General features: G+C 62.3%; 14 protein-coding genes. 7 read left to right on the top strand and 7 right to left on the bottom strand.

From position 1 onward, the window contains the following. Positions 1-13: 13 nt before the first annotated feature. From IEV88_RS13070 to IEV88_RS13060, 3 genes are all read right to left on the bottom strand, one after another. A complete protein-coding gene (locus tag IEV88_RS13070; protein WP_188158019.1) occupies positions 14-754 on the bottom strand; it encodes a glycoside hydrolase family 11 protein in 741 nt (246 codons plus the stop codon). 359 nt (positions 755-1,113) lie between these two features. Further along, positions 1,114-1,713 (bottom strand): GIN domain-containing protein, encoded by a 600-nt coding sequence (locus tag IEV88_RS13065; protein WP_188158020.1) that lies wholly within the window; start codon positions 1,711-1,713, stop codon positions 1,114-1,116. Between the two features lie 83 nt (positions 1,714-1,796). Continuing rightward, positions 1,797-2,780, bottom strand: a complete 984-nt coding sequence (locus tag IEV88_RS13060) for an ABC transporter ATP-binding protein (protein WP_188158021.1) — start codon at positions 2,778-2,780, stop codon at positions 1,797-1,799. Between the two features lie 170 nt (positions 2,781-2,950). On the opposite strand from IEV88_RS13060, the gene IEV88_RS13055 reads away from it, so the two are divergent. The 3 genes from IEV88_RS13055 (at position 2,951) to IEV88_RS13045 (ending at position 4,026) form a co-directional block, all read left to right on the top strand. Beyond that, positions 2,951-3,163 carry a zinc-finger domain-containing protein gene (locus IEV88_RS13055; protein WP_188158022.1) on the top strand — a complete coding sequence of 71 codons (213 nt, stop codon included), beginning with the start codon at positions 2,951-2,953 and terminating at the stop codon, positions 3,161-3,163. 93 nt (positions 3,164-3,256) lie between these two features. After that, a complete protein-coding gene (locus tag IEV88_RS13050) occupies positions 3,257-3,766 on the top strand; it encodes a hypothetical protein (RefSeq protein ID WP_188158023.1) in 510 nt (169 codons plus the stop codon). Between the two features lie 101 nt (positions 3,767-3,867). Then, positions 3,868-4,026, top strand: a complete 159-nt coding sequence (locus IEV88_RS13045; protein WP_188158024.1) for a hypothetical protein — start codon at positions 3,868-3,870, stop codon at positions 4,024-4,026. Between the two features lie 17 nt (positions 4,027-4,043). Here IEV88_RS13045 and IEV88_RS13040 read toward each other — a convergent pair whose 3' ends face one another. Both IEV88_RS13040 and IEV88_RS13035 read right to left on the bottom strand, forming a co-directional pair. Then, complete coding sequence (locus IEV88_RS13040) at positions 4,044-4,586, bottom strand: hypothetical protein (RefSeq protein ID WP_188158025.1); 543 nt, start codon at positions 4,584-4,586, stop codon at positions 4,044-4,046. Positions 4,587-4,600: 14 nt separating this feature from the next. Next, positions 4,601-5,218: a DUF2244 domain-containing protein gene (locus IEV88_RS13035; protein WP_188158026.1), complete on the bottom strand. Its 618-nt coding sequence runs from the start codon at positions 5,216-5,218 to the stop codon at positions 4,601-4,603. A gap of 114 nt (positions 5,219-5,332) precedes the next feature. On the opposite strand from IEV88_RS13035, the gene nth reads away from it, so the two are divergent. Together nth and pyrF are read left to right on the top strand one after the other, a co-directional pair. Then, positions 5,333-6,052 (top strand): endonuclease III, encoded by a 720-nt coding sequence (gene nth, locus IEV88_RS13030; protein WP_188159180.1) that lies wholly within the window; start codon positions 5,333-5,335, stop codon positions 6,050-6,052. A gap of 60 nt (positions 6,053-6,112) precedes the next feature. Further along, entirely contained in the window at positions 6,113-6,844 is a 732-nt protein-coding gene (gene pyrF / locus IEV88_RS13025) for an orotidine-5'-phosphate decarboxylase (protein ID WP_188158027.1), read from the top strand. 38 nt (positions 6,845-6,882) lie between these two features. On the opposite strand, the gene IEV88_RS13020 is transcribed toward pyrF, so the two are convergent. Further along, on the bottom strand, positions 6,883-7,746 hold the full coding sequence (locus IEV88_RS13020) for a hypothetical protein (protein WP_188158028.1): 864 nt from the start codon (positions 7,744-7,746) through the stop codon (positions 6,883-6,885). Positions 7,747-7,869: 123 nt separating this feature from the next. Between IEV88_RS13020 and IEV88_RS13015 the strand changes: the two genes are divergently transcribed. Beyond that, on the top strand, positions 7,870-9,900 hold the full coding sequence (locus IEV88_RS13015; RefSeq protein ID WP_188158029.1) for a M3 family metallopeptidase: 2,031 nt from the start codon (positions 7,870-7,872) through the stop codon (positions 9,898-9,900). Positions 9,901-9,979: 79 nt separating this feature from the next. Here the strand turns inward: IEV88_RS13015 and IEV88_RS13010 are convergent, their stop codons facing one another. Beyond that, positions 9,980-10,624 (bottom strand): superoxide dismutase family protein, encoded by a 645-nt coding sequence (locus IEV88_RS13010; protein ID WP_206711168.1) that lies wholly within the window; start codon positions 10,622-10,624, stop codon positions 9,980-9,982. A gap of 175 nt (positions 10,625-10,799) precedes the next feature. Here IEV88_RS13010 and IEV88_RS13005 point away from each other — a divergent pair, with 175 nt between their 5' ends. After that, positions 10,800-12,236 carry an amidohydrolase family protein gene (locus IEV88_RS13005; protein WP_188158030.1) on the top strand — a complete coding sequence of 479 codons (1,437 nt, stop codon included), beginning with the start codon at positions 10,800-10,802 and terminating at the stop codon, positions 12,234-12,236. The last annotated feature ends 49 nt before the right edge of the window (positions 12,237-12,285 follow it).

Below are 12,285 nucleotides of genomic sequence, written 5' to 3'. Positions count from 1 at the left end.
GTCGAGGGATGTATCAATTGCCGGCATCCCAGACGGTGGCAGAGGAGCCGCCCTGCCCGCCATATCCCTCGGTCGCGAGGATCTGATAGCCCATGCCATAGAGGGTCACATAGTTCTGCCACTCGTTCCAGTGGGTGGCGAAATTGATGGTGGTGTTCTGGCCCTGCTGGACGGGATAACGGCGCACGCTCCACACCTGCGAGAAGCTCCTGTCACCATTGCCGTTGCAGCCCTGCGGCGCGTTGCTGCGATAGGCCGTGTAGAAATCATACCAGACATCGCCGATATAACGCCCGCCCCGCCATTGCGCATTCGAGCCGATGGTGAACTCGTCCGGGCGCGGACCGGTCCAGCTCTCGATGATATAATATTCGACCAGCTGGTTCTGGCTGACAGTGCCGCAGGACCAGCCATAGGGGCCAAACCAGGACCGGCCGGACGACGAGTTGAGATAGCCGAGATTGTAGCCGATATTTCGGTTGACCTGGCCCGATTGCCAGCCCTTGCCGCCGACGAAATCGCCCGTGCTGCCGACATTCCAGTCGGCCTGGTAGTAGCCGCCGCCATATTGCGTCGTCATGTTCAGGCATGCCGTACCCTGATCGTGATACTGGGAATACCAGTAGCCGACCGTGCCGGAATTGTAATTGTCGCACGCCGATACAGTCTGGGCACTGGCACCGGACATGCCACCCAGCCAGATGGCCATCGGCACCGCGACCGCCATCAGGATCCTTGTCAGAGATCTTTTCATTTTTCACTCCCTTGTTTTTATGGTTCGTATACGCAGTGAATGCCGCGCATACTGGAAAACTGTTTGCGCTAACAAACAGCCTGTCAACCGTAGACGGAGTGTTACATACGTTTGCTGCGCCGCACCCTTCGCGCAACCACCGTGGCTGAGGGCAGCAAACCCGTTCTCTTTATTGGTGTATTTCGACGAGAGAAAAATTCCGGCGCGGGAGAAAAAAATTTTTTCCCGCAGAAAGTGCCAAGGCACTATCACAGCATATCCACCGTGATAACAGTCAGTACAAAACGTAAATCTGACTTGACACCGGTGACATGATTCAGCCTTTCATGTCACCGATCAATGGATGCCAACCGCTACACTCAGTCCCGGGTGATGGTGCCGCCGCCGATGATTGACCTGTCGATTTCCGGCTCGCCGCGATAGGTGATCGTACCGCCACCGATAATGGCGACGTCCAGCGTTTTCTCCGCGGTCACCATGATCTCACCGCCGCCGGTGATCGCGATCTCGACGTCGTCAGCCGGCGCGCCGAAGGCATCAATGACCCCGCCGCCGGTAATGACGATGGCCAGTTCATCGACCTTGTCGAAACTGTCCTTGACCTCGATCTCGCCGCCGCCGGCGATGACGATCGCCTCGAGGCGCGCCGTCGTGACCTCGACCTCGAGTTTGGTGTTGCGCGGGCAGGGTTTTTTACAGCTGATCGACAGCGAGCCGTCATCGACCTCGATCTTCATCGCCTCGCCGCCCTCGATGATGCGCACCGACGATGTCTCGCCGCGGCGAATGGTGATGTCGCCGCCCCCGGCCAGCACGACGCCGGTGAACGGCGCGGTCTCAACGACCTGACCGTTCTCATAGGATGGTTCGGCAGCAAAGGCGGAGGAGGTTGAATAGGTGAAGAAGGCAACGCCGGCCGCAACGGACAGGCACAGCGATCCAAGCGTGGATGCTCTCATGGAAATCCTCGTTCGTGTCGCGCCCTCGACGGAGCGAATGTGGGGTATGATGACGGAGAAGTAAAGAGGCCGGGCGTTGATCCCTACCCGTCTCTCCCATAGGTCATCTGCATGAAGACGTCTTCGAGGTCGGCCTCGACGGTGGACAGGTCCTTCACATGGATGCCGGCGGCGTTGATCGCGTTGAGAATGTCGGCGACCCGGGTCTGGCTCGGCTTGTAGGTGACGTACAGCGCGCCATCCTCGCGGATTTCCGCGCCGCACAGATCGCCCAGTTCCGGCACATTTTCCAGCGGCTCGTCCGGCACGATCATCAGCATTTTCCGGTCGAGCGAGGCGATCAGCTCGTGCTTGGGCTGGCTCGTCACCACATTGCCCTGGTGGATGATGGCGATGGTGTCGCACAGCTCCTGCGCTTCCTCGAGATAATGGGTCGTCAGGATCACCGTCACGCCCTGCTCATGCAGTTCCAGCACCTGTTCCCACATCTGCTTGCGCAGCTCGATGTCGACGCCGGCGGTCGGCTCGTCGAGGATCAGCACGGGCGGCGAATGCACCATGGCTTTCGCGACCAGCAGGCGGCGCTTCATCCCGCCGGACAGCATGCGCACATAGGCGTGGGCCTTGTCCTCCAGCCCGAGCCTTTTCAGGATTTCCATCGAGCGGCGCTCAGCCTTCGGCACGCCATAAAGCCCGGCCTGGATTTCCAGCCCTTCGAGCGGGGTGAAGAACACGTCGGCGTTGATTTCCTGGGGCACGACGCCGATGGAGGCCCGTGCCATGCGCGGGTTCTTGTCGATGTCGAAGCCCCAGATCGAGGCGCTGCCCCCGGTCTTGTTGACGAGGCCGGCGAGGATGTTGATCAGCGTCGACTTGCCCGCGCCATTGGGGCCGAGCAGCCCGAAGATCGAGCCGCGCGGCACCAGCAGGTCGACGCCGTTCAGCGCCTCTTTGGGCGGGGATTTCTTGGTGCCGGCATAGGTCTTCTTCAGGCCGCGCACCTCGATCGCCCATTCGGTATCTTTGGCAGATGCCTGCTCCAGCGGTGCGCCCTGTCCGTCAGCCATGATTGGTTCCTGTCTGTCGCGCGTTATCTGTGTTGTGTGCCTGCATATCGGCCCGCACCCCCGCTCGCGTCAAGGAGGGCGTCAGGGCCGGGCGAGAATAAGCCCTTGACGAGGCGGGCCATAAATAGTCATTCACTGACCGATATAGCGCATTCAGGAGACCCGTCATCATGGCCGCAACCCCTGTCGTCACGGTTGAAGACATTCTGGAGAAACTCGGCCCGGTGCCGGAAGTGGTCTATGTTTCCGCTACCCGGGTGATGTGCAATGGCGGCGGCGCCGCGCTGGGCCATCCGAAGGTCTGGTACACGATCGGCGATGACGGCTTTGCCGAATGCGGCTATTGCGACCGCGCTTTCGTCTATGCGCCGGACAAGGCGTGAGCGCCCGGACACGCCGGGCAACACCATAATTTCATTTGATGGGGCTTCCCGGTAGTCGTAGAATATCACCGTCACTCAACGGGGATATTTCACGTGAAAACCGGTTTCTTACTTGCGGCAGCGAGCCTGCTGTTCCTTTCTGCCTGCGCCTCCAGCTATCAGGAGGTGGCGATGTCCGAGCCGGGCGCGGCCCTGACCATTCACCGAAGCGAAGGGGGCGGTCTTGTGAAAGATGCCCCGATGCAGAACTTCCAGATCGTCGACAACGATCAGTGCGAAAACGTACAAAAGCTGGCCGGCTTCTCGTTCGACAGGGATTACGCCGCTACACGGCGCATCGCCGCCGGCAAGCCGATCTCGTTTCTTGCCCATTCTGCAGAAAGTTACACCGGTGGCGATCTCGGCTTCGGGCCGATAGTCGCCTTCAATTATTGCTGGTCGCTCGCGACCTTCACGCCGGTGGATGGCCGCAGCTATGTCATGCGCCACATCGGAGATCCGGCACGGCCGGACAGCTGCACCTTTGTCGTTGTCGACGAGACCACTGGTGAAGCCCCTGCGGATCTGGAAATCCGCCAGCAATTCGCCTGCCCCGACAAGTAAGCGTCAAGATCTGTCGACCACGGCTCAGACCAGCAGCGTGCAATAACGCCGGTGACATCTTATCTCTTCTGTAGAGGGTCCTGCAGAAGAGGAGATTGCTCATGTGGTTATGGCTTTTGTGGTGGTGCGTCGACGACCATCTGGCAGCGGCGCTGGAGACACCGGGCCTCGGCGAATTGCCGATCTGGGTACCGCTGATCCTGTCGCTTGCCTTCGCGTTTACGCTCGATTCCACGATGAAAAAGAACAGGTCAGCATAGCCTGCGCCTTGGCTGACCTACCGCGCCCGCAAAATCTCGTCGCGCACACTGCCCGGCGTGCGGGCGTGATAGCGCTGCATGAAATAGATCACGATGACGATCCAGAACCCCAGCAGGCCGAAGAAGTAGAAGAACCCGCCGAGATCTTCGAGGTAATACATCGTTGCCTCCGGCGGAACTTCCGCGAAGACCCGGGTCTGGCCGGCATCGTCGATGAAGATATTGGTGCCCTCCATGTCATCGGGCGGCACGAACACATGCTCGGTCAGCAGGTAATCGCCGCCGGTCAGCAGCGCGAGAAAGACGGGGGTGCCGAGCAGGAAGGCGATCAGCACGGCGACGGCATAGCCGGGAAAGCGCGGCATCTCCACCCGTGCATAAATCTCCGCAAAACCGTTCCGGTCAAGGCCGTCGAGCAACGCCGGCTCGGCCCGCTCCAGCCGTTCATATTCGGCCACGGCGCCTTCGGCGAGATCGGCATCGATGCGCCGCTTCCAGACATAGTATGCGCCATAGGCTGCTGCGCTGAGCAGGATGATCGTGGCAAGGAAAGCTATCACGTGAGGTTTGTCCGTTAATCGTTCCGCCCGCCCTCTTGCCGCGCAGAGGGTGCGGGGTCAAGGGGCAGATCCTGCGGCGCCGCCCCGGCACGCGCCTTGTCGAGCGCCGCGCCAAGGGCATCGGCCAGTTCGCCGCGCTCGGCCGGGGACAGGAAGGCGCCGAGCACCAGCCGCCGCCCGCCGCTTGCCAGGACGAGCTGGCTTTCATGGCGCACCGGCCGGTCGATCGACAGCCGCGTCCAGAAGGGCTGCAGCCGCCACCGCGTCTCATGGCCCGACGGCAGAACCCGTGAGATCCACAGATCGTCGCCGGTCAGCATCACCCGTTCATGCAGGCGGCCCTGGCGATAGGAAATCCGGAAGGCGATATAGACGGCAAGCACATCGAGCCCGGCAAAGACCATCACCGGCCATGCCCCGAGCACCGTGTAAAAGATGGCCGAGAACACGTTTACGGCGATCACCACTGCCATCAGCGCAATGAACCCGCCATTGGGCAGGGAGCGGTTGGGATAGAGCAGCGCGTTGAACAGGAGGCCGTCATCGCCGTCCTCCGGCCCTGTTTCCGGTGCGGCCAGCGCCCGGCCCCTGGCGACCGGTGCCATGTCCTCGATGACGTGACTTTGTACCATGATCCGATAATAAAGGGCCGACCACGCCCCCGGCAAACCAAATTCCGGTAAGGTGACAATTTCGCGCGGGCCGCATGGCGGGGCCCGGATCAGGGAGGACCGATGCCAAGGAACATGACGCGCGCGGCGATCGCCGATTTTTTTCAGCGCCTTAGCGTGCACATGCCGGCGCCGAAGACGGAGCTGGACTATACCAGCCCCTATACCCTCCTCGTCGCCGTCACCCTGTCGGCGCAGGCGACGGATGTCGGCGTCAACAAGGCGACAAGGCGCCTGTTCCCGGTCGCTGACACGCCGGAAAAGATGGTCCGGCTGGGCGAGAAAAGACTGGGCGAGTATATCCGCACCATCGGCCTTTGGCGAAATAAAGCAAAGAACGTCATCGCCCTGTCGCAGATCCTGCTTGATGTGCATGACGGCGAAGTGCCCGGAACCCGCGACGAACTGGAAAAACTGCCCGGCGTCGGCCGCAAGACCGCGAATGTCGTCTGCAATGTCGCCTTCGGTCAGCCGACCATCGCCGTCGATACCCATATTTTCCGCGTGTCGAACCGCACCGGCCTTGCCCGCGGCAAGGACGTCGTGAAGGTCGAGGAAAGGCTGGAAAAGGTCACGCCGGCAGAATACCTCCAGCATGCCCATCACTGGCTGATCCTGCATGGCCGCTATGTCTGCAAGGCGCGAACGCCGGAATGCTGGCGCTGCGAAGTCGCCGATTTGTGCCTGTTTACCCCCAAAACACCTGAAGGCGGCTTCCCCAAAAAGAAGAACCCTGTCAGAAAGAGTAAACGCACACTCCGCTCGAAACCGCCGCTGAAAAGCGCCCGGAAATAGACTGAAAGAGCCGGGGCCGCAAAACTGCGGCAGGCAAAGAGACGTGCAAGGGGACCTGATATGAGTGAGACACGCCAGATAGACCTGATCGACCGGCTGATCGTGCCGCTCGACGTGCCATCGCCGGAAGAGGCCGAGACGACGGTTGCCTTGCTCGGCGACCATGCCCGGTTCTACAAGATCGGCCACCAGTTGCTGCCGATCGGCGGTGCGGGCCTTGCCCGCCGCCTGTCGAACCGCGGCAAGAAAGTCTTTCTCGACTTCAAGTTTCTCGATATCGGCGCCACCGTCGAGAAAGGCGTCGCCAGCGCGGTCAAGCTGCAGGGCGATTTCATCACCATCCATTCCGACCGCGATGCCCTGAAGGGCGCCGTCGCCGGGCGCGGCGATGATCCGCGGCTGAAAATCCTCGCCGTCACCGTGCTGACCAGCTGGGACCAGCAGACAATCATCGACAACGGCATGAACATGTCCGTGCACGATCTGGTCCTTTTCCGCACCGAGCTGGCAGCGGAGAACGGCGCTGACGGCGTTGTCGCCTCGGCCCAGGAGGCGGCATCGATCCGCGCCCGCTTCGGCAACGATCTTGCCATCGTCACGCCAGGCGTCAGGCCGCGCGGCGCCTCATCCAATGACCAGAAACGCATCGTCACCCCGGCAGAGGCGATCCGTGCCGGCTCCGATCATCTCGTCATCGGCCGGCCGATCCTCAACGCCCCGAACCCGTCGGTCGCAGTCAAGGACATCATGGACGAGATGGAAGAAGCGCTTGCGGACGACAAGGGCGTGTAGACTGGGGCGTGTAGACTGGGGCGTGTAGGCTGGGGCTGCTATTCCGCAAGCTCGTTATCCGCCTCCTGTGCGGCAAAGAAATCGGCATATTTTTCGCGATAGCGCTCATCGGTATACCAGTCGCCCCGATACCGCCTGATACGGGATGGACCCGTATTTTCGACATACATGATCGCATCATCCAGCCAAAGCTCTGCAACCCGCTTGCGGTACGCTGAATAATCCACCACGCATTCGCGCAAGGCACGCTCATAAGCAAAATCGGCGGCATACTGCTTGCGGCCGTTCAGCCAGATGATCGGCAGAAGCACGAGTTCGTAGGTTTCATCCGTGCGCAACACGATATCGTAGGCGCGTTGTGACCGGGGACCGGTGCGGATGTCATCGCGCGCTTGCGCCAGCAGTCCTTCCACCTGGGGCGGCAAGGCAGGCTTCTCATAGCTATACGCGCCATCATTGAAAAACAGCTCACGCGGCGGCACGAGGATCGGCCCGACGGTATCGAGGAGCCGGCCCGCCTGGCTATGCGGATAATACCAGCCATACTGGCCGGTCACATGCGCCGCCATGCCAAGGAACAATCCCAGCTGAAACAGGAACGACACCATGTGCCGGCCCGGGCGCCGTTGGCCGGCATAGGACACGACGAGAACCACCCCGGACAGGACGACGATCCAGATCATCAGCTGCAGATAGCTGGTACCGGACGGCCAGCCGCCAACCCAGAACAGATCGTAATTGCAATAGGGCATCATGATGATCATCAGGATGTTCAGGATCCAGTAGAGCCCGAACAGCAGCCACAGGAAGATCGAAAACGGCGCAAACCCGATGAGCCCGGCAATGAGTCCGCCTTGCTCCCGTCGCTTTCTGTGCCGCTTCGTCAGTGCCCTGTACAGCATACCACCCTCGCGTGCAGCCTACCCGCCCGTCCCGTCGCGGTCCAGTCCAGTCCAGTCCAAACACATGCTTGCACCGCGCCCAGCCACAGCATACCATCTCTCAAAACTAGGGGATTAGTATTCATGACAATCAAGTCTTTCCTTCTTGGCGCCGCCGCGGCGGCTGCCGTGGTCGCGCCCGCCCTCACGCCCGCCCTGGCCGACGAAGATGTCGACGCCTTCATCTCGGCGCTCGCCATCGCACCCGAAAGCCCGGAAGCCCTGACCCAGCGCTGCGATGCTGCGGTCGAAAAGATTGGCCAGATGAAGACGGCGCTCGAAGACAGCACCGACGCGCCGGGCCTGGGCACGACGCTTGCCGGTTTCGACGAGCTTTACCTGATGACGGTCAGCGCCTTCCTCGAGGGCTATTTGCTGTCGGAAACCCATCCGGATGCGGATATGCGCGATGCCGGCGCCATGTGCCTGCAGAAGACCTATAATTTCTACAGCGGCCTGTCCCTGTCGCGTCCGATCTATGAGCAGCTCTCGGCCATCGACCTGACCGACGCCAGCGAAGAGCAGCGCTATCTGGTCGAGAAGCAGCTCACCCAGTTCCGCAAGGGCGGGGTGACGCTCGATGAGGAAGGCCGCGCCGCAGTCGAAGCCCTGCAGAACGAGCTGAACGATCTCTCGCTCAAGCATTCACAGAACATCCGCGACGAGGATGCCGTGGTGAAGGCCCTGCCGGACCAGCTTGCCGGCCTGCCGCAGGACTATATCGACAATCACCCTGTGGGCGAGGATGGCGCGGTCACGATCACCATGGCCTATCCCGATGTCTCCCCTGTCTTTACCTATGCGGAGGATGAAAGCCTGCGCAGGGAAGTCTCCCGCGTCTTCGCCAATCGCGCATGGCCGGAACAGACAGAGGTCTTCCGCGCCATGCTGGAAAAGCGCTACGAGCTGGCGCAGCTGCTGGGTTATGACACCTATGCCCATTTCGATCTTGACGGCCGCATGATCGAGACGCCGGAACGCGCCCGCGAGTTCATCGACTCGCTGTCCGCCGTCGCCCGTCCCGCATCGGTGAAATATCACGACCGCCTGCTGGCGCGCCTGCAGCAGGATGAGCCGGAAGCGGAGCAGGTCCCCGGCTGGTCGGCGAGCTATTATGGTGAGCTTGTGCGCCAGGAGGACTACGCCCTCGACAGCCAGGAAGTGCGCCAGTATTTCGCCTTCGACAATGTCCAGGAGGGCATGTTCACCCTGATAGAAGACCTGTTCGGCGTCGAGATCACGCCGTGGGCGACGGAAACCTGGCATGACAGCGTCAATGCCTATGAAATGCACGATTCCGATGGCACGCTGATCGGGAAATTCTATCTCGACCTGCATCCGCGCGAGGGCAAGTTCTCACACGCCGCGATGTTCCCGCTGCGTGTCGGCCTGACCGATCGCTCCGTCCCCGTCGGCACGCTGGTCACCAACTTCCCCGCCGGCGACCATTCCACCGGCCTGATGGAACACGGCCAGGTCGAGACCTTCCTGCACGAGTTCGGCCACCTCATTCACTGGCTGTTCTCCGGCAATCTCGACTATGCCATGCAGAACTTCTCGGAAATCGAGAGCGACTTCACCGAGGCTCCCTCGACCATGCTTGAGGAATGGGTCTGGGATTACGACAATCTGAAACAGTTCGCCGTCAATGCCGAAGGCGAGGTGCTGCCGAAAGAGCTGTTCGACAAGATGGTCGCCGCCCGCCTGTTCGGGCAGGGCTCCGGCGTCATGAGCCAGCTTGCCTATTCCGATATTTCCCTGAGCTATTACGATCAGTCCCCGGAGGGCATGGATCTCGACGCCGTGTTCAGCGACACCTTCGCGACCTATTCGCCGTTCGAGCAGATGGAGGGCACCCATAACTGGGCGTCCTTTGGCCATCTCGATGGCTATGGCGCGGCCTATTACACCTATCAGTGGTCGACCGCCATCGCGCTCGATATCTTCTCAGCCTTCGAGGCCAACGGCCTGCGCGATCCGGAAACTGCGGCGCGCTATCGCACCCTCGTGCTGGCACCGGGCGGCAAGGCCTCGGCCAACGACCTGCTGGAAGATTTCCTCGGCCGCGAGTTTTCCGTCGAGGCCTATGAAAAGCGCCTGATGGAAGAAGAATGATTGCTGCCTGACAGCAGTAATGAACAGGCCCGCCAGAGAAATCCGGCGGGCCCATTTATATCCGATCCGGTGAGCCGGTTTACATCCGCTCGACGACGCCGCAGGCGATGCGGTCACCGGCGGCACCGCTCGGCTGGGACTGGTAATCGTCCGGCCCCGAATGAATCATGACCGCAGAGCCGTCATCGTCGAACAGCGTGCCGGTCGCGCCATCCTCCAGCGAGATATTCGCGTTCAGCACTTCCGTTACCAGCGTGCCATCTTCGCTGACGAAAATGTTCGGCATGTCACCGGCATGCATCCCGCCGTCGACCAGCGCGCCGTGTTCATTGCTGCGCGGGGCGTAATGGCCACCGGCAGCGCCGAAATCTGGCGAGCAGGAGCCGGTCTCGTGAATATGGAAGCCGTGTTCGCCAGCGGGGACATTCATCAGCCCGGCGCGGATCAGAACGCCATTGGGCGTCTGGGTGAAGCTGACCGTGCCAACCTCGTTGCCGTCAGGGTCCATCAACACGGCCCGAGCCTCGGCCGGGCCTTCATCGGTCATGTCCGTCTCGCCCGGATCGGCGCGGCGCGCCTGGTCGGCCGTCATCGTGCTGTCGCTCGCCGCATCGACCTCGCGGTTGTCCTCGACGGTCTGGTCCTCGACCGTCTGGCCGGCGCAGGCGGCGGAGCCGGCGGCAATGATGCTCGCGGCTATCGCGGCAGTGATGGATTTAAACATATGGTCCTCCGGGGATTGCAGGTCTCTTCAAGGGTGAACGCAAGGGTATCGCGTCGGGTTCCACTCATTTGTCCTCGCTCCGCCCGTCAGGTGGCCTCGCGGGGGTACGCTTGACCGCCCTGCTTGACCCGTATGACTGCGCCCGACACAGTACGCCGCAACAGGAGAACCAGACATGACCCGCACCCTTATCGCCCTGACGGCCACCAGCCTGATGGCCCTGACCACAGCGACCGCACAGACGACCGCGCTGACCGGCGCCACGGTCCTTGACGGCACCGGCGGTCCGGCGATCGAGGGCGGCACGGTGATCGTCGAGGATGGCCGCCTCGCCTGCGTCGGCGCCGCCGAAGCCTGCCCCGTGCCGGAGGGCGCGACGGTGACGGATGTGAGCGGCCATTTCATCACCCCGGGGCTTGTCGATGCCCATGTCCATTTCGGCCAGACCGGCTGGCTTGACGGGCGGCCGGACAGCGGCGTTCTCGGCGATGTCTACGCTTACGACGAGACAATCGCCTCTGCCAAGGCGCATCCGGAGCGCTGGCACGAAGCCTATCTGTGCACCGGTATCACCGCCGTCTACGATGTCGGCGGGCAGGCCTGGACCGTGACGGGTGAGCATGCGACGGACACGGACCGGCCCGACCGCGTCCATGTGCGCGCCGCCGGACCGCTGACCACCCATGTCGAGAACAATGCCGGCTTCATGACCGGCGCTGTCGCCGACGAGGCGCTGTTCCTGCCGATGCAGGAAAACGCCGACATCGCCGGCAATATCGCCTTCCTGCAGGAGATCGGCGCCCACGCCATGAAGGTCTGGTATCTCGCGCCATCCGACGAAGATCGCGAGCGCCTCGATGCCTTGATGATGGCAGCGGGTGCCGCCGCCGATGACGCCGGCCTGCCGCTGATCGTCCACGCGACCTCCTTGCGCGAGGCAAAGATCGCGCTGCAGGCGGGCGCGGAAATGCTGGTCCATTCCGTCGACGACGCGCCGGTCGACGCGGAATTCCTGCGCCTGCTGACCGAAAACGACGTGGTCTACGCCCCGACCCTGCAGGCCGGGCGCAACTGGGCCCGGGCCCTTGCCAGTGTCGCGGTCGACAGCCCGGCGCCGATCGACGACCCGAACAACTGCGTCGATGCCGACATCCGTGCCCGGATCAACGATACCGGGTCGCTCAACGCGAACCTGCCGCCGCGCCTCGATTTCGGCTGGGCGATCAACCGGCTGGAAAATGCCGGGGCGGAGGTGCTGCAGATGCAGCAGAACCTGGTCGCCGTGCATGAAGCGGGTGGCCTCATCGCCACCGCCACGGACGCTGGCAACCCGATGACCCTGCACGGCCCCTCCATCTATGAGGAGATGGAGCTGATGGAGGCGGCGGGCATCGACCCGGCCGAGATCATCACCCTGTCGACCCGCAACGGCGCCATCGCCATGGGTCTGGAGGGCGAGACCGGCACGATCGAGGCGGGCAAGATTGCCGACCTCATCGTCCTTGCCGAAGACCCGCGCGAGAGCACCTCGGCGTTCCGCAGCCTGACCCATGTCATGCGCCTCGGCGTGCTGACGCCGCAGTCCGCGCTGCAGGTCCATGACGGCGAGTAGAACCGGCTGCTTACGGGTTGCTTTTGACAAGCCGGGGGCGGGATTGTAG

The organism is Aquisalinus flavus, from assembly GCF_014640095.1.
Lineage (GTDB): Bacteria > Pseudomonadota > Alphaproteobacteria > Caulobacterales > Parvularculaceae > Aquisalinus > Aquisalinus flavus.
This window is presented reverse-complemented; position numbering and strand designations above follow the sequence as displayed.

Bases quoted from the DNA above. Each gene is read 5' to 3' on its own strand.
- IEV88_RS13070 (WP_188158019.1), bottom strand. From the start codon at position 754: ATGAAAAGATCTCTGACAAGGATCCTGATGGCGGTCGCGGTGCCGATG.
- IEV88_RS13065 (WP_188158020.1), bottom strand. From the start codon at position 1,713: ATGAGAGCATCCACGCTTGGATCGCTGTGCCTGTCCGTTGCGGCCGGC.
- IEV88_RS13060 (WP_188158021.1), bottom strand. From the start codon at position 2,780: ATGGCTGACGGACAGGGCGCACCGCTGGAGCAGGCATCTGCCAAAGAT.
- IEV88_RS13055 (WP_188158022.1), top strand. From the start codon at position 2,951: ATGGCCGCAACCCCTGTCGTCACGGTTGAAGACATTCTGGAGAAACTC.
- IEV88_RS13045 (WP_188158024.1), top strand. From the start codon at position 3,868: ATGTGGTTATGGCTTTTGTGGTGGTGCGTCGACGACCATCTGGCAGCG.
- IEV88_RS13035 (WP_188158026.1), bottom strand. From the start codon at position 5,218: ATGGTACAAAGTCACGTCATCGAGGACATGGCACCGGTCGCCAGGGGC.
- nth (WP_188159180.1), top strand. From the start codon at position 5,333: ATGACGCGCGCGGCGATCGCCGATTTTTTTCAGCGCCTTAGCGTGCAC.
- pyrF (WP_188158027.1), top strand. From the start codon at position 6,113: ATGAGTGAGACACGCCAGATAGACCTGATCGACCGGCTGATCGTGCCG.
- IEV88_RS13020 (WP_188158028.1), bottom strand. From the start codon at position 7,746: ATGCTGTACAGGGCACTGACGAAGCGGCACAGAAAGCGACGGGAGCAA.
- IEV88_RS13015 (WP_188158029.1), top strand. From the start codon at position 7,870: ATGACAATCAAGTCTTTCCTTCTTGGCGCCGCCGCGGCGGCTGCCGTG.
- IEV88_RS13010 (WP_206711168.1), bottom strand. From the start codon at position 10,624: ATGTTTAAATCCATCACTGCCGCGATAGCCGCGAGCATCATTGCCGCC.
- IEV88_RS13005 (WP_188158030.1), top strand. From the start codon at position 10,800: ATGACCCGCACCCTTATCGCCCTGACGGCCACCAGCCTGATGGCCCTG.